Origin of the sequence: Paenibacillus tundrae (assembly GCF_030812775.1) — a bacterium.
Lineage (GTDB): Bacteria > Bacillota > Bacilli > Paenibacillales > Paenibacillaceae > Paenibacillus > Paenibacillus tundrae_A.
Genome location: NZ_JAUSTI010000005.1, coordinates 250,686 through 263,945 on the forward strand (window position 1 = coordinate 250,686; position 13,260 = coordinate 263,945).

The following is a 13,260-nucleotide window of genomic DNA, read 5'->3' on the forward strand; positions in this document are numbered from 1 at the left end:
GTTTCGACTTGGATATTCATACCGAATTTCATCTTGGGCAATTACTGTTTAATCTGGTGTGTGTGTTTCTGCTCGTCTTCTTGAATGGTGTATTTGTTGCAGCGGAATTTTCTCTCGTGAAAGTGAGGCAGACTCGCCTGACGCAATTACAGAGTGAGGGCAATCGTCTGGCTGGCTATGCACTTAAAGTGAACGGCAAACTGGATGCGTATCTATCTGCAACCCAGTTTGGAATCACGTTGACTTCCCTTGGACTTGGATGGCTCGGTGAACCAGCGATATCCGAATTGCTGGTTCAACCCCTCATGACCAAGCTTGGTGTGGTGGATACAGCGCTCATATCGACCGTTTCCGTTATCGTAGGTTTCAGTATTATTACGTTCCTACATATCGTACTTGGTGAGCTTGCTCCCAAATCACTGGCGATTCAAAAGACAGACGGAGTTGCGCTGTTCTTGTCTGCACCGCTATTACTTTTCTATAAAATCTTCTTCCCATTCATCTGGGTGTTGAATGCGTCGGCGAATGCGTTACTCCGTCTTGCTGGAATTGAACCTGCAAGTGAAGGAGAAGCACATTCAGAGGATGAGCTGCGCATTCTCATGAAACAAAGTGCCAAGAGTGGAGTTATTGATAAGGATGAGATCAAATTGATGGATAACATCTTTGATTTCTCTGATATGCTCGCTCGTGAAGTCATGTTGCCACGTACAGATATGGATTGTCTTTACACCAATTTGTCTTTGGAGGAGAATCTGAAGATCATCAATGCCACCAAGCACTCTCGATATCCGGTAGCGGTGGAGGATAAGGATGAGATTATTGGATTTATCCATATTACGGACTTACTTCTAGCTAAACCAGAACAACAGCATGACCTCGCTTCTCTCGTTCGTCCAATTCTTAACGTTCCGGAATCCATGGAAATTAGTCATGTGTTACGTCTGATGCAGAAGAAACATTCTCAGATGACGTTGGTAGTTGATGAATATGGTGGTACAGCCGGTTTGTTAACAGCCGAAGAGATTCTGGAAGAGATTGTCGGAGATCTGTACGATGAGTTTGAGGACGAGCGCCCACATATGGAGCGAAATGGGGATTCTTTCTCAATCGACGGTCGTTCTCTTATTGAAGAAGTGCATCAATGGACTGGAGCGGTTATTGAGGATGATGAAGTGGATACCATTGGTGGTTGGCTGTTCAAGGAGCTTGAAGGTAGTCCTGTCAAAGGCAAAACACGCGAACGGAACGGATACGTATTCGAGGTGGAGGAATCCAGTCGATTGCGAATTACGCGGGTGAAGGTGTACAAGCATACAATAACGCAGAACAATGATGAACCAGACAAACAAGATGAATAATGAAAGTGAACACGTTTGATGAATAATCGTGAGTCATATTGACCTTCGTGAAGCTTCCCTGTTGAGGGAGTGGAACGGAGGTCTTTTTTTAGCTTTTACTGAAAAATACGGATTAACCATTACGATTGAGACATATGGTTATAGTGACGGGAAGCGTATGGAGATTATGAAACGTAGAAAGGAGGTTTGTGGTATGAAGGATCCGCAGATTCGTGCATACAGGCCATTTATTGGACCGTTTGATCCGTGTGAACCGAAGGAGATTCGAACGTATCTGGTTCCTCCGCAGTTGTTCATTCCATTTCAACCTATGGGATGGCCGCAGTATAGTCCCGCAGAGGCGTTGAGATTAGGTACGTTGTGGCCCGCCTTGTACAGCCCATACACATCAGCAAAAGCGAAGGAAAAGGGGGTGTAATGGATGGATTCTGAAGAGGTAGCTAAAGCTTGTGATGCTAGATATTATGAGTTGCTGGAGGAGTTACAGGCGTTAGATTTTGTGTTGGTCGAGCTTAACCTATATTTGGATACACATCCTGGAGATTATCAGAGTATTGAGCAATATAATAAGTTTGCTCAAGAGCGAATGCGCGTAGCACAGGAATTTCAGCAATTGTACGGTCCGTTAATGAACTTTGGTCATGCCTTTTCCAAATATCCGTGGGAATGGTCGCAAACGCCTTGGCCTTGGCAAGTGTAGAAGTAGTGGGCAAAATTAGACCATATGCATGGAGCGAGAGTTAGACTTGAAGCTGAACCAAATGGATGAATAAAGGGGGAGCCCTGTGTGTGGGTGTATGAGAAAAAATTGCAGTATCCCGTTCGGGTAAGTAAATGTGACCCTCATATGGCTAAACTACTTATGGAGCAGTACGGCGGTGCTGATGGAGAATTGGCTGCTGCGTTGCGATATCTTAACCAACGTTATACGATTCCTGATAAGATCATTGGTCTGCTGAATGACATAGCGACTGAGGAATTCGCTCATCTCGAAATGATTGCTACCATGATCTACAAGCTTACCAAAGATGTAACGGTAGAGCAGTTGGAGCAGGCAGGCTTAGATGCACATTACGTCAATCATGATCGAGCGCTGTTTTATAATAATGCTGCAGGCGTGCCTTTCACTGCTACGTACATCCAAGCTAAAGGCGATCCGATCGCAGACCTTTACGAGGATATTGCAGCTGAGGAGAAGGCGCGAGCTACGTATCAATGGTTAATTGATATGACCGACGATGTTGACCTGCAAGACAGTCTGAAGTTTCTGCGTGAACGGGAGATTGTGCATTCTCTGCGATTCCGTGAAGCTGTGGAGATTCTGAAGGATGATCGGGATACGAAGAAGATATTTTAGGGTAGATAAAGGGTATAAAAGATTTGAACCAAGAGCCACTCCTTGCTATAGAGGAGTGGCTCTTGGTTGTACATTATTAGTCTAGCAAGAATTAGTTAGGTATGGATTAACGAACAGCTTAACAGTTAATTCTTGATATTTCGTGAAACCTAAAGAAAGCTTCCAGGTATGCTGGTGAAGGATTTGAACTAGAAAAGGGAACCAAATTAGTGTCTTCTAGATTATTCAATATCTTCTTTTTTTGTGAAGTTTCAAGGGAAATATTTTCTGTTAAAAACAGGTAAATAGCTAATAATCCCCAATACATAAACCCACATCCGAAAATAAAGGAAAAAGCATGACAGCATATGAATAGAAAGGTTTTTCGTATATTGTAGAGATTGTTCCAAATACATTAGCTATATCCTTAAACATTCAACTCCTCCAACAATGTAAAACAATCTAATATACTCTATCAAAAATTTTCAAAAAATCCATATTTTTAAATTAGAGAGAGTAGTGTTTTTTCTGCGGCCGGTATGGACGCCAATCTTTTAAAAGCGTCACATGAATCGCCAAAAACGTCATTTTATAGACAGAAAACGTGATAGCGTACGCATGCATATGATAGTCACCCGAACGTTGAAACCAACTCAGCACAATAAGAATAGGATTTATTTTAAGCTTCTGAACAGTTACTCAGTTTGGAAATTAATAATCATTTGGCTCTACGTACTAATCTAACATGTCAATAGCCTTTATTTCATTGAAAATAGGTTTTAGCATAGGTGAAAATAGTTAATAGTCCATGCCTGTAGCCAACTACCTACGTACACTGAGCTATGATTATAGGGAGGTGTACGTATTGAGTTATTCGGACGAAAAAAAACGGCATAAGAAAAGAAACGTAACTGTATGTCCAACTAGAGGGAAAAGAAAAGAACGTAGAGTGAAGGTAGTAAAAAAGATTGTCCAGGTAAAATGTCCGCCACCTGAAGTGAATGTAACTACACCGACAGTTGTTGGCCCTACAGGCCCCCAAGGTACGCAAGGAGCCCAAGGGGCACAAGGAAATCAAGGCGTACAAGGACCGCCCGGGCCACAGGGGCCAGCTGGAGGTCCTCCAGGACCTCAAGGACCCCAAGGAGTGCCTGGTCCAGCAGGAGCAGTAGGTCCTCAAGGTGTAGCAGGTCCAGCGGGGCCGATTGGTGCGCAAGGTGTTCCAGGCGAACAAGGACTGTTGGGGCCACAAGGGCCCCAAGGAGTGCCTGGCCCAGCCGGAGCCATTGGGCCACAAGGATTTGTTGGCCCAACGGGAGCTACTGGTGCAGCAGGAGCAGCAGGTCCGGCAGGCCCGGCAGGAGTTACTGGTGCAACGGGAGCAGCAGGTCCCGCAGGAGCTACTGGTGCAGCAGGAGCAGCAGGTCCGGCAGGCCCGGCAGGAGCTACTGGTGCAACGGGAGCAGCAGGTCCCGCAGGAGCTACTGGTGCAGCAGGAGCAGCAGGTCCGGCAGGCCCGGCAGGAGCTACTGGTGCAGCGGGAGCAGCAGGTCCGGCAGGAGCTACTGGTGCGACGGGTGCTACAGGTGCAGCGGGAACTGTATTGGGATTTGCTGATTTTTTTGCCCTGATGCCACCTGATAATGCTGCAACGGTTGCTCCAGGCACAGATGTTAGCTTCCCTCAGGACGGGCCAACAAGTGGAACGACTATCGCTCGCACGGGACCCAGCTCATTCAATCTGGCAGCCATAGGTACGTACGAGGTTTTGTTTCAAGTTAGTGTTAATGAAGCCGGTCAACTCATTTTAAATCTTAATGGCGCTGATTTGGCTTACACGGTAGTTGGGCGGGCAACGGGAACATCTCAGATTGTAGAAATGGCTTTAGTAGAAACAACTGTCATTAATTCAATACTAACCGTGCGAAATCCAGCCGGTAACTCCACTGCATTGACTATTACACCACTTGCTGGAGGAACAAGGCCAGTATCGGCACATCTGGTTATCAAACAATTAGCATAAAAATTCTACAAGTTTTACTCATAAATCAGAAGGATCAGTAATTCATATTATATAAGACGAGTTGATGAGACTCGTCTCTTTTTATTGTGAGAAGTATTTATATGAACATCAGAATCGTATCGATCGATCAAATTATTGCAGCAGCCTCCCCTCCCCGTGTTGATCTTCAACCTGGCGATGTTGAATATGAGAAGCTTCGCCGCAGCATAGAGGAATCCGCTAAGTTTGCTTGTGAGAACTTCCGCTATAGCCGTAGCTTGCCATTGGGTTCACTCAAACGTATGATTGCGAGTCGCGGGTACCAGGTCCATGACAACAAGATAAAAAACGTTCTGACGGTATCCCCTTGACTTGTCAGCAACCAGTTTTTCCTGTTTAATGGTAAGGACGTACGTTCGCAGGAACTAATCCAAGGTATCATCTTGGCGGGCATGTTCTTTGATGAGGTTGCACTCATGCCGAAGTCCTTCGTGGATCAGCAACTGCCCGTTGTTCGGTTGAAGATGCAAAGATGTGGTTCAACTGTAACCCTGCTGAACCTTATCACTGGTGCTACAAAGTTTGACCGCAAGTGTATATGTATTGACTACGGAGCCAATAACCGACCACATTCCTGAAATATGGTGTTCAAGGCAAGGTGTATTATAGAAATACTAACAAGTTAGCAGAGGAGAGAGAGCTAATCCATGAGCTATGAAAATGCATTGCAACGTTATATCCATGCGACAAACACCCATCAGTTTGAGAATGTTAAACAGTTACTACACCCTAATGCGGTTTACTGGTTTTCAGATCAAACGTGCAAGACGACTTATGAAATTCAAAATTATTTTGGGAAATCTTGGGATGCGATTAAGGATGAAGTCTACTCCATTTCGGATGTACATTGGCTAGTGACTGAAGAGAATACGGCAACATGTATCTATACATATCATTATGAGGGAGTGCTTAACGGGAAGTTTGTATCTGGCAGTGGTAGGGCAACGAATGTTTTTGTCAAAGTAAACGAAGAAGAGTGGAAAATCATTCACGAACACCTCAGCAGCCTTTAGCGCCTCCGTAACACATAGTCACAGAGAACATGCTCAAATGGAAACGAAATGGCTACCTATAGAACGGTATGGATTTCATCTGACTTCTTCTTACATTTCATATGTATAATTGCTATAATAATACTTATTAAGTTAAATCAAGAATTTCCCTCAAACTTCACAGAATACCTGCACCTCTAACGCTAGACACAATACATACATTAGGGGTGATCAGATGACAAGAAGCATATTTAGGAACATGCCGATGTGGTTTATACTCGTCGCAATTGTAGTGTTTGTTCTCCTTTCAGTCAATTTCTTTTACTTAAATACTGCGGTTAATATGCTTGCATTAACCATCTTGAATGTTGCCAACGCCATTCGATTGTGGAAGGCTGAGCGGAGCGTGGCCATCGTGTTATTAATAGCAGGTGTTGCTTGTGGACTGTACCTCACCAAGTACTTATTGAATTGAAATCCCTAAATGAGCGTTACAAATCAAATTTGGTCGTCCACGTTGGACGATCTTTTTTTACGCATAATAAAAAACAACCGCCATTGTAGTTCACCAATGAACGGTTGCCTTCATTTATTTAATAGTCAACTAATTAATATTCAACGATCATGGCAACATTTTGCCACCCAGCACCGACAGTCCAGAACAGCACTTTATCACCACGTTCAATCTGTCCGGAGGCAATGGCTCGATGTAATGCAATGAATGGACTGCTCGTGGATGTATACCCGAACTCATCTCCGATGTACACCGCAATTTCATCCGCAATCCCAATGTTCGCCGATACCGCACGAATATTGGCGATGGACAGTTGAGAGAAGCAAGCGGCTTTGATCTCACTCGGTGCTATTTCATTACGCGCGAGCAACGTCCGAATAGACTCGGAAGCGGCATCTACACAGATGGAATCATCGAAGGGTGTGAATTTCACGTGAAAAGCACCTGCATCTACTCCAGTTTTACCCAGCTTCGCTAATCCTTCAGCAGGAAAGAGAGAGTTACCATACACACACGTATCTGTCTGGTAGATGGAGTCAATGAAACCAATACTCTGCTCTTCGCGCTCCACGATTACGGCTGCTGCAGCATCTCCGAAGTTAGCAAAGTATACCGGATCATCAGGGTTCGCATGAGGAGCGACATAATCCGAACCGATAATTAGAGCGCGGCGGATTCTTGGATTGCCTAACATCTGGCGGCTAACCTGTTCGAAGGCTGCGGTCATTCCAGCACAGTTGGCATTGCTATCGATACAGATCGTATGAGAAGCTCCGTTTATCAGGCGATGAATCATTAAGGAATTCGTAGGGAAGATGTACTCTGGTGTTTGGCTTGCATATGCAATGAGGTCAATATCTGCACCCGTCAGTTCAGCTTTCTCAAGAACATTGCTAGCCGCTTCGAACGCCATACTAAGTGAGTTTTCATCCTCATTGTCAATCTTATAACGCTGATCGCGCCCAAGTGCTTTTAACAAACCGCGAATATCTACACCTCTCGCATCAAAGTGTTCAATATAAAATTCATTGCCCACCTTGTTTGATGGATGATAGATATCGATGTCTACTATACGAATTCCAGCCATCTTCGTTCTCCTCCTGTGCGGAACGGTGTATCCAGAGCTTGTCCGCCTGGTATTTTAAGTTGTCACAGTAGATATGATCTCGAGGTTATCCAGACCAACCGCACGGCCGAGTCGGGATAACTGCATTTTAAGAATAGAATTATTCTCAAGGGTCAGAACAATATTTTTGTACCCGTCTTTTTTGAACATCGCCAGGCAGCCTTCAAGCAATGGCACAATATCTGGAGCAGTAACGTTCAGTTTCTTGCAATCAATATTCAAGTTATACTCTTGGGTGTTAATCGGAGCAATGGTATCTTGATACGCAGAGATCGAACGCAATCCGTCTTCCTGTGAAAATGAACCTTCTAGCTCGATGTTTAATACCTTGTTTGCTGCATCCGTTTTAAGAATAAAACTTCCCATGATTGTTCTCTCCCTTTAAATGAGTTAAGGCTATCCCGAAGGATAATTTAACCATATTATAAAGGGGTTGATGTAAGAAGATCAATAAAAAAGTCGAATCATGTATAAGTATGTAGAAAAGTTAATTATTGGATTTCCTCGAGTGTTGTGAGCAAGATATTGAACGCGCTGATGATGCGCGGTGCGCCAACACATGGAGCCAAATGTAGCAGAATTCCTTTGAGTTCCTCGACGGTTATTCCAACACTCAGAGCCATTGTATAATGTACACCCAACTGCTCATATTGTCCCTGTGTAATTAATGAAGAGATGATTGCGACTTCTTTCCATTGATCTGTTATCGTGGTACGTTGAAAAATATCCCCGTAGGCTGTCCCCATAATGAATTCAGCCAATTCAGGAAACTGTTCTCTGATTGGATTAAGCGCACGTGCACCATACTCGCCAGATAACTTGGTAAAACGTTCTAATCCCTGATTTACGTGTTCACTCATCGCTGTTCCTCCTAGTTCAAATTAAGTGTACGATGGGCTGTTGGTGGAATCTCATCACGATCGGTAAGCAGTTCAATGACCGTAACTTGATTTAATTGTTGGGCTTCCTTGAGAGCAAGGGTGAATTCGGCGTGCGTCTCTGCTCGGAAGGCCACTGCGCCTAGAGATTCTGCAAACTTCGCTGCATCCATTGGAACCTCGAATAATGTGCCATCGATCCGGCCTGTTGTTTTTTGCATACCTTTGAGTGCCATGTCCAATTGCTTGTTGTTCACCACAATAAAAATCACGGGGAGTTGGTTGCAGACAGCGGTATTAATCTCAGTTCCTAACATCATGAAGCAACCATCCCCTGTAATACATACGATTGTTTCTTCAGGTGCTGCTGCTTTGGCTCCAATCGCCATACCGATGGCATTACCCATGCAAGCGAAGTAGGCATCGAATACGAAACTTCCTGGTTTCTTAACTTTGTATCGCTGAACCGCATGGAATCCGTGGCTACCATCATCTACGAACAAGGTGTGGTCATACGGAAGGATATCGCTCATGTTCTCTAGTACAGATGCCAACGATAACTGAGATAATTCTGGAAGCGGAAGGTAGTAATCCGCAGGTGGTAACGCTCTGTTCACTGCTTGAAGTTGATCTGTATGTTCTGTGAGGTGCCCAAGAAGATGGTTCATATTATCTTTAAGATCGCCGGAGATATGTAAGGTTTGTGAGTTTAGAATTTTACCAACGAAGGTGGGATTGCTATCAAACTGGATTAGGTGTGCCGGATGATTCTCTGACTTAAGGTTACAAATCGTCATATCACTCAAACGAGAACCTAGCACAATATATAGATCACTCTGATTCATCAGATCATCCGCATGTGGGAAACCGCCGACTCCACAAGGGCCATGATATAACGGATGATTCCAAGCAATAGCGCCTTTTCCACCAGGTGAAGTGATGACGGGAATATGAAGAAGTTCGGCAAGCTGTAACAGTTCATCATGAGCTTGTGCACGGCCAACGCCTTTGCCAGCGATAATTAATGGATGTTTGGACTGTTGAATTAAGGGAAGCACGCGGTTTAGATTGGGAACACTGATCATAGGCTCAGGCTCGGGAAGGATGATTCGGCATTGTTCCACAAGTTCGGTTTGTACATCAAACGGAAGACAGAGATGGACGGGGCCTTTGTTCGGACCTAGTGCGATGGAGATCGCATGATTAAAAAGGGTAGCGAAGTGGTCTCCGCGCTCGACTAACTTACTGAATAATGTGGCGGGTCTGAACATCTCAGCTAGATCGGCCAGATAAGACGAGGAATCCTGACACTGAGGAAGTCCCAATTCTTGAATGGACTGATGTCCGGTAATAAATAGTACAGGTAGGTTGTTCGCCTTCGCATGGGCAGCAGCTGTTAATAGATTGGTTCCGCCTGGACCTGAGGTTGCAAATGCTACACCCAATCTCCCAGTCTGAAGTGCATAACCCGATGCGGCGAATCCTGAACTAGATTCATGGCGTCCGGGGATGAATTCCAGGCCATAATCGACCATCTTCAACGCAGCAGGGCAAATGGATTTTCCGATAATTCCAAAGACATGGGTGACGCCTAGATTACGCAGAGCTTCCGCTAAATAATCTGCAACGGTTCTCATTTGGGCACCTCGCTTCATGAAATAGGTTTTTAGACCCAAAGGTCTGATTCCTTTTTTTGAGAGCAAATTAACGGTATTAGGTTGTAATAGGAAATAAATGCTTGATACTAGGAAGAGTATCTTTTTTTGTGGTTTTTTGTCAATAGATTTTTAAGATTATTAATTTTTGATTCTGAGGGTGGTAGCGTTTAAAGTCTTACTACAACTCACAAAAAAATATAGTAAAATATAAATGGCACAAAATACCTATTATTTTATAATTACATTTAATGTAAAATAATGACTGGAAATGATGGTTTTCAACTGAAATAAACAGAAAAATAAGAGCGAGGCTTCACTTTTCGTAACTATGCAAAAAGGAGTTGCGCTGTAACACTTTCTGGTATACTAGAATTCGATTGGAGTGAACTCAATGAAAAAACTTAAAATGGCTGTCATTGGATTAGGTAAAATGGGCTTACATATGATTCATCAAGCTAAGAATGAACAGCACGTAGAGGTAGTGGCAGTATGTGATAGCAATGAGCAATCTCTTGCGGATTATGTAGCCTCGAACCCTGAGACAAGTACATATACGGATTATCGCCTTTTGTTAGATGAACATGAGATTGATCTGGTATACGTTGCGGTGCCACCCAAGTATCATTATGGAGTAGTGATGGAAGTGCTTCAGCGTGGAATCCATATCTTCTGTGAGAAACCTCTAGCTAACAGTGTGGAGGAAGCCGAAGCTATGCTAGCTGCAGCTGAGCAGTCAGGTGTGATCCATGCGATCCATTTCTCCATGCCTCATGAACCAGCGGTGCTTCAATTGCAAAAGTTAATACAGGAAGGAAATACGCTTGGCACTATTCGTAAAATTGAACTGATTCTCCAGTTCCCGCAATGGCCGCGAGCTTGGCAACAGAATTCATGGATTACGACCAGGGATCAAGGTGGATTTATTTTAGAAGTGGGTATTCACTGGATTCATGTAATCCAGACGGTGTTCGGTGGACTGAATGTCATAAACAGTCAGGTCCAATATCCCGATCAGTCGAACGGATGCGAGACGGAAATTCATGCAGAAATGCAGCTTCAAGATGGCACACGGGTAGAGATGAACGGAATCTCACACTTTGCGGGTGAAGAACGTGTATCTATGGTGGTGTATGGGACGAAAGGAACAATTGCGCTGGAAAACTGGGATCAACTGATGAGTGGACGGATTGGAGAGTCACTTACACCAGTAACCGTTGATGAATCGTTGAGTGAATTACCTGTCCTGAAACATGTAATTGCACGTATTCAAGACAAACCGGGCAAAATTTATGATTTCAAAGCTGGGCTTGAAGCACAACGGATCCTGGAAGCACTTCGAAGTAAGTAACCTAAGCGATAAGATTAAATAACCGACGAGATACTTTCTGGATCTACATGATCAAAAAATGAACGTCACAGAAGACATCTTTTCCCTACACAGTGTCAATGTGATCCAAAACTAAATACAAAGAAGCAGTTGCCTAACTAAGGCTACTGCTTCTTTGTATTTAGTTTCACTAACGATGTTCCTCAATTTCTCATTATGCAAGTTTAAATCGATTTACGAGCTGATCCAGTGCATCGGACATTTGGTTCAACTGTTTGGATGTGTCAGTCATTTCTTGCAAGGAGGCTAATTGCTCCTCTGTCATAGCAGATACTTCTTCGGTTGCTGATGCAGTGTCTTCGACAACAGCGGATACAGCATGGATAGAAGACATAACAGCTTGGCTGCCTGCCGTAAGCTCTTCCACCACCGCGGATATATCCACCATTTCACCACTTAGATCATGAATGTGTTCTGTAATATTAGCAAAGGCATGCCCAGCATCCTCTATCGTTCGTAACCCTTCTGTGACATGTACAGTATTGGAATCTACGATCTGAACGGTGTTATGCACACCTGCAAGTACAGTTTCAAGAATGCTTGTAATATGTTTGGCTGAGGTAGCGCTTTGATCTGCCAGGTTGCGAATTTCGGTAGCGACAACCGCAAATCCTTTGCCATGTTCTCCGGCGCGTGCGGCTTCAATTCCGGCGTTAAGAGCCAGAAGGTTGGTTTGTCTAGCCGTTCCTGAGATTGATTCTGCAATGGAGATGACCTGATCGGACATTTTAGAAATATCCGTAATTGACTCCTGAACGGAGCGGAACGATTGTTCAATGGTTCCCATTTTACCCACTGCATTATTAATGCGTCCTTGTCCATCCACAGCGATTGATTCGGTTCTTACAGCACGTTCAGCAACATCAGCAGTAGAAGCGGATACTCGGTTAAGTCCAGTCAGCGATTGCCCCATGGCAGCGACCATCGTTTGCGTTAGAACGACTTGTTCATCTGCACCTTCGGCGACCCGTTCCATGGCGGTGGCAACTTCCTTACCTGCGGATAGATTATCCGACACACCTTTGTCCAATCGATCTGAAGCCGTGCTCAGGATGCTGGCATTGTTCTGAATCTCAAGCATCATTTGTTGCAATCCGAGTAGCATTGTATTAGCTGCATCTGCCAATTCGCGCGTCTCATCCTTCATAGGGGTCGCAATCCGGAGGGTTAGATCTCCGTTAGATGAGCCAATGTCGTTCAGTGCGCTGGTGACGCTACGAATGTTTTTGACAATAGAGCGGGACAGTGTCAGAGCTGCAATGATTGAAATCAAGGCAACAAGGATGAGCGCACCGTATAGTTCGATGTTGAGTAGCTCGTTTTTTTGTTTGAGTGCTTCAGTGCGTTGTTCGGTCAACACTAGCTCATTGGTGCGAAATGTTTTTAGTGAATCACGAATTTGATCCATATCCTGCTTACCAGGATCATTCACGAAGAACGCTTGCACGGTGGACGTGTCGTTAGCTCGTCGTGATTCAATAACTGGTTCACCTGCAATCTGTACCCAATTGTTCATTTTATTATGTATGTTCTCGAGCAAGGCGAGCTGTGCTGGATTATCAGCAATGAGTGCTGTGAGTTGTGAATAAATTGCTTCCTTCTGTCCCAGACCTTCAGTGTAGGGAACAAGATAACTATCCTGCCCTGTAATAACATATCCTCGTTGGCCTGTCTCCATGTCGACCATCGTTCTTTCCAATTCATGCGTCAAATCATGTACTTTCATATCGTGATCGACTAGAAAATCAAGCTCTCTTTGGAGCTGGCTAATGCTGTTTTGGATCAATACAATAGAACCGGCTAGAACAGCCAGCACGAGCAAATAGCCCAAGCCAATCTTGTAAAAAATTTTAAAGGTTCTGCGCTTTACCATGTTTGTTATTCCTCTCTGTCGGGTATATATATTTGTCGAAAAAACAGGAAAAACATTAAATTGGGACTTTAGA

The 13,260-nt window shown here is 44.2% G+C and carries 13 protein-coding genes and 1 pseudogene; 9 read left to right on the forward strand and 5 right to left on the reverse strand.

Annotated features, from left to right (window positions below; genetic code table 11):
- Window positions 1-8: 8 nt before the first annotated feature.
- The 8 genes and pseudogenes from J2T19_RS11455 to J2T19_RS11490 all read left to right on the forward strand — a co-directional run bounded on the left by J2T19_RS11455 (window position 9) and on the right by J2T19_RS11490 (window position 6,226).
- Window positions 9-1,361, forward strand: a complete 1,353-nt coding sequence (locus J2T19_RS11455) for a hemolysin family protein (protein ID WP_307215755.1) — start codon at window positions 9-11, stop codon at window positions 1,359-1,361.
- A gap of 193 nt (window positions 1,362-1,554) precedes the next feature.
- Window positions 1,555-1,779, forward strand: a complete 225-nt coding sequence (locus J2T19_RS11460) for a spore coat associated protein CotJA (RefSeq protein WP_056698319.1) — start codon at window positions 1,555-1,557, stop codon at window positions 1,777-1,779.
- 3 nt (window positions 1,780-1,782) lie between these two features.
- Entirely contained in the window at window positions 1,783-2,061 is a 279-nt protein-coding gene (locus J2T19_RS11465; protein ID WP_307215758.1) for a spore coat protein CotJB, read from the forward strand.
- 87 nt (window positions 2,062-2,148) lie between these two features.
- On the forward strand, window positions 2,149-2,718 hold the full coding sequence (locus J2T19_RS11470; protein ID WP_056698312.1) for a manganese catalase family protein: 570 nt from the start codon (window positions 2,149-2,151) through the stop codon (window positions 2,716-2,718).
- Window positions 2,719-3,646: 928 nt separating this feature from the next.
- Window positions 3,647-4,720: a collagen-like domain-containing protein gene (locus tag J2T19_RS11475; RefSeq protein ID WP_307215761.1), complete on the forward strand. Its 1,074-nt coding sequence runs from the start codon at window positions 3,647-3,649 to the stop codon at window positions 4,718-4,720.
- Between the two features lie 272 nt (window positions 4,721-4,992).
- Window positions 4,993-5,270: pseudogene (locus J2T19_RS11480) on the forward strand (PBSX family phage terminase large subunit); the annotation flags it as partial.
- Between the two features lie 136 nt (window positions 5,271-5,406).
- Entirely contained in the window at window positions 5,407-5,772 is a 366-nt protein-coding gene (locus J2T19_RS11485) for a YybH family protein (RefSeq protein WP_307215763.1), read from the forward strand.
- A gap of 238 nt (window positions 5,773-6,010) precedes the next feature.
- The gene (locus tag J2T19_RS11490; RefSeq protein ID WP_307215765.1) at window positions 6,011-6,226 is read left to right on the forward strand and encodes a hypothetical protein; all 216 of its coding nucleotides are present in this window, start codon (window positions 6,011-6,013) and stop codon (window positions 6,224-6,226) included.
- A gap of 133 nt (window positions 6,227-6,359) precedes the next feature.
- Here J2T19_RS11490 and J2T19_RS11495 read toward each other — a convergent pair whose 3' ends face one another.
- The 4 genes from J2T19_RS11495 to J2T19_RS11510 all read right to left on the reverse strand — a co-directional run bounded on the left by J2T19_RS11495 (window position 6,360) and on the right by J2T19_RS11510 (window position 9,906).
- Entirely contained in the window at window positions 6,360-7,352 is a 993-nt protein-coding gene (locus tag J2T19_RS11495; protein ID WP_307215767.1) for a 3-oxoacyl-[acyl-carrier-protein] synthase III C-terminal domain-containing protein, read from the reverse strand.
- Between the two features lie 54 nt (window positions 7,353-7,406).
- The gene (locus tag J2T19_RS11500) at window positions 7,407-7,757 is read right to left on the reverse strand and encodes a hypothetical protein (RefSeq protein WP_307215769.1); all 351 of its coding nucleotides are present in this window, start codon (window positions 7,755-7,757) and stop codon (window positions 7,407-7,409) included.
- 125 nt (window positions 7,758-7,882) lie between these two features.
- Window positions 7,883-8,251 (reverse strand): carboxymuconolactone decarboxylase family protein, encoded by a 369-nt coding sequence (locus J2T19_RS11505; RefSeq protein WP_307215772.1) that lies wholly within the window; start codon window positions 8,249-8,251, stop codon window positions 7,883-7,885.
- A gap of 11 nt (window positions 8,252-8,262) precedes the next feature.
- A complete protein-coding gene (locus tag J2T19_RS11510) occupies window positions 8,263-9,906 on the reverse strand; it encodes a thiamine pyrophosphate-binding protein (protein WP_307215774.1) in 1,644 nt (547 codons plus the stop codon).
- Window positions 9,907-10,318: 412 nt separating this feature from the next.
- Between J2T19_RS11510 and J2T19_RS11515 the strand changes: the two genes are divergently transcribed.
- Window positions 10,319-11,275: a Gfo/Idh/MocA family protein gene (locus tag J2T19_RS11515; protein ID WP_307215776.1), complete on the forward strand. Its 957-nt coding sequence runs from the start codon at window positions 10,319-10,321 to the stop codon at window positions 11,273-11,275.
- A 193-nt stretch (window positions 11,276-11,468) separates the two neighbouring features.
- Here the strand turns inward: J2T19_RS11515 and J2T19_RS11520 are convergent, their stop codons facing one another.
- Window positions 11,469-13,187 carry a methyl-accepting chemotaxis protein gene (locus J2T19_RS11520; RefSeq protein ID WP_307215778.1) on the reverse strand — a complete coding sequence of 573 codons (1,719 nt, stop codon included), beginning with the start codon at window positions 13,185-13,187 and terminating at the stop codon, window positions 11,469-11,471.
- Window positions 13,188-13,260 lie beyond the last annotated feature (73 nt).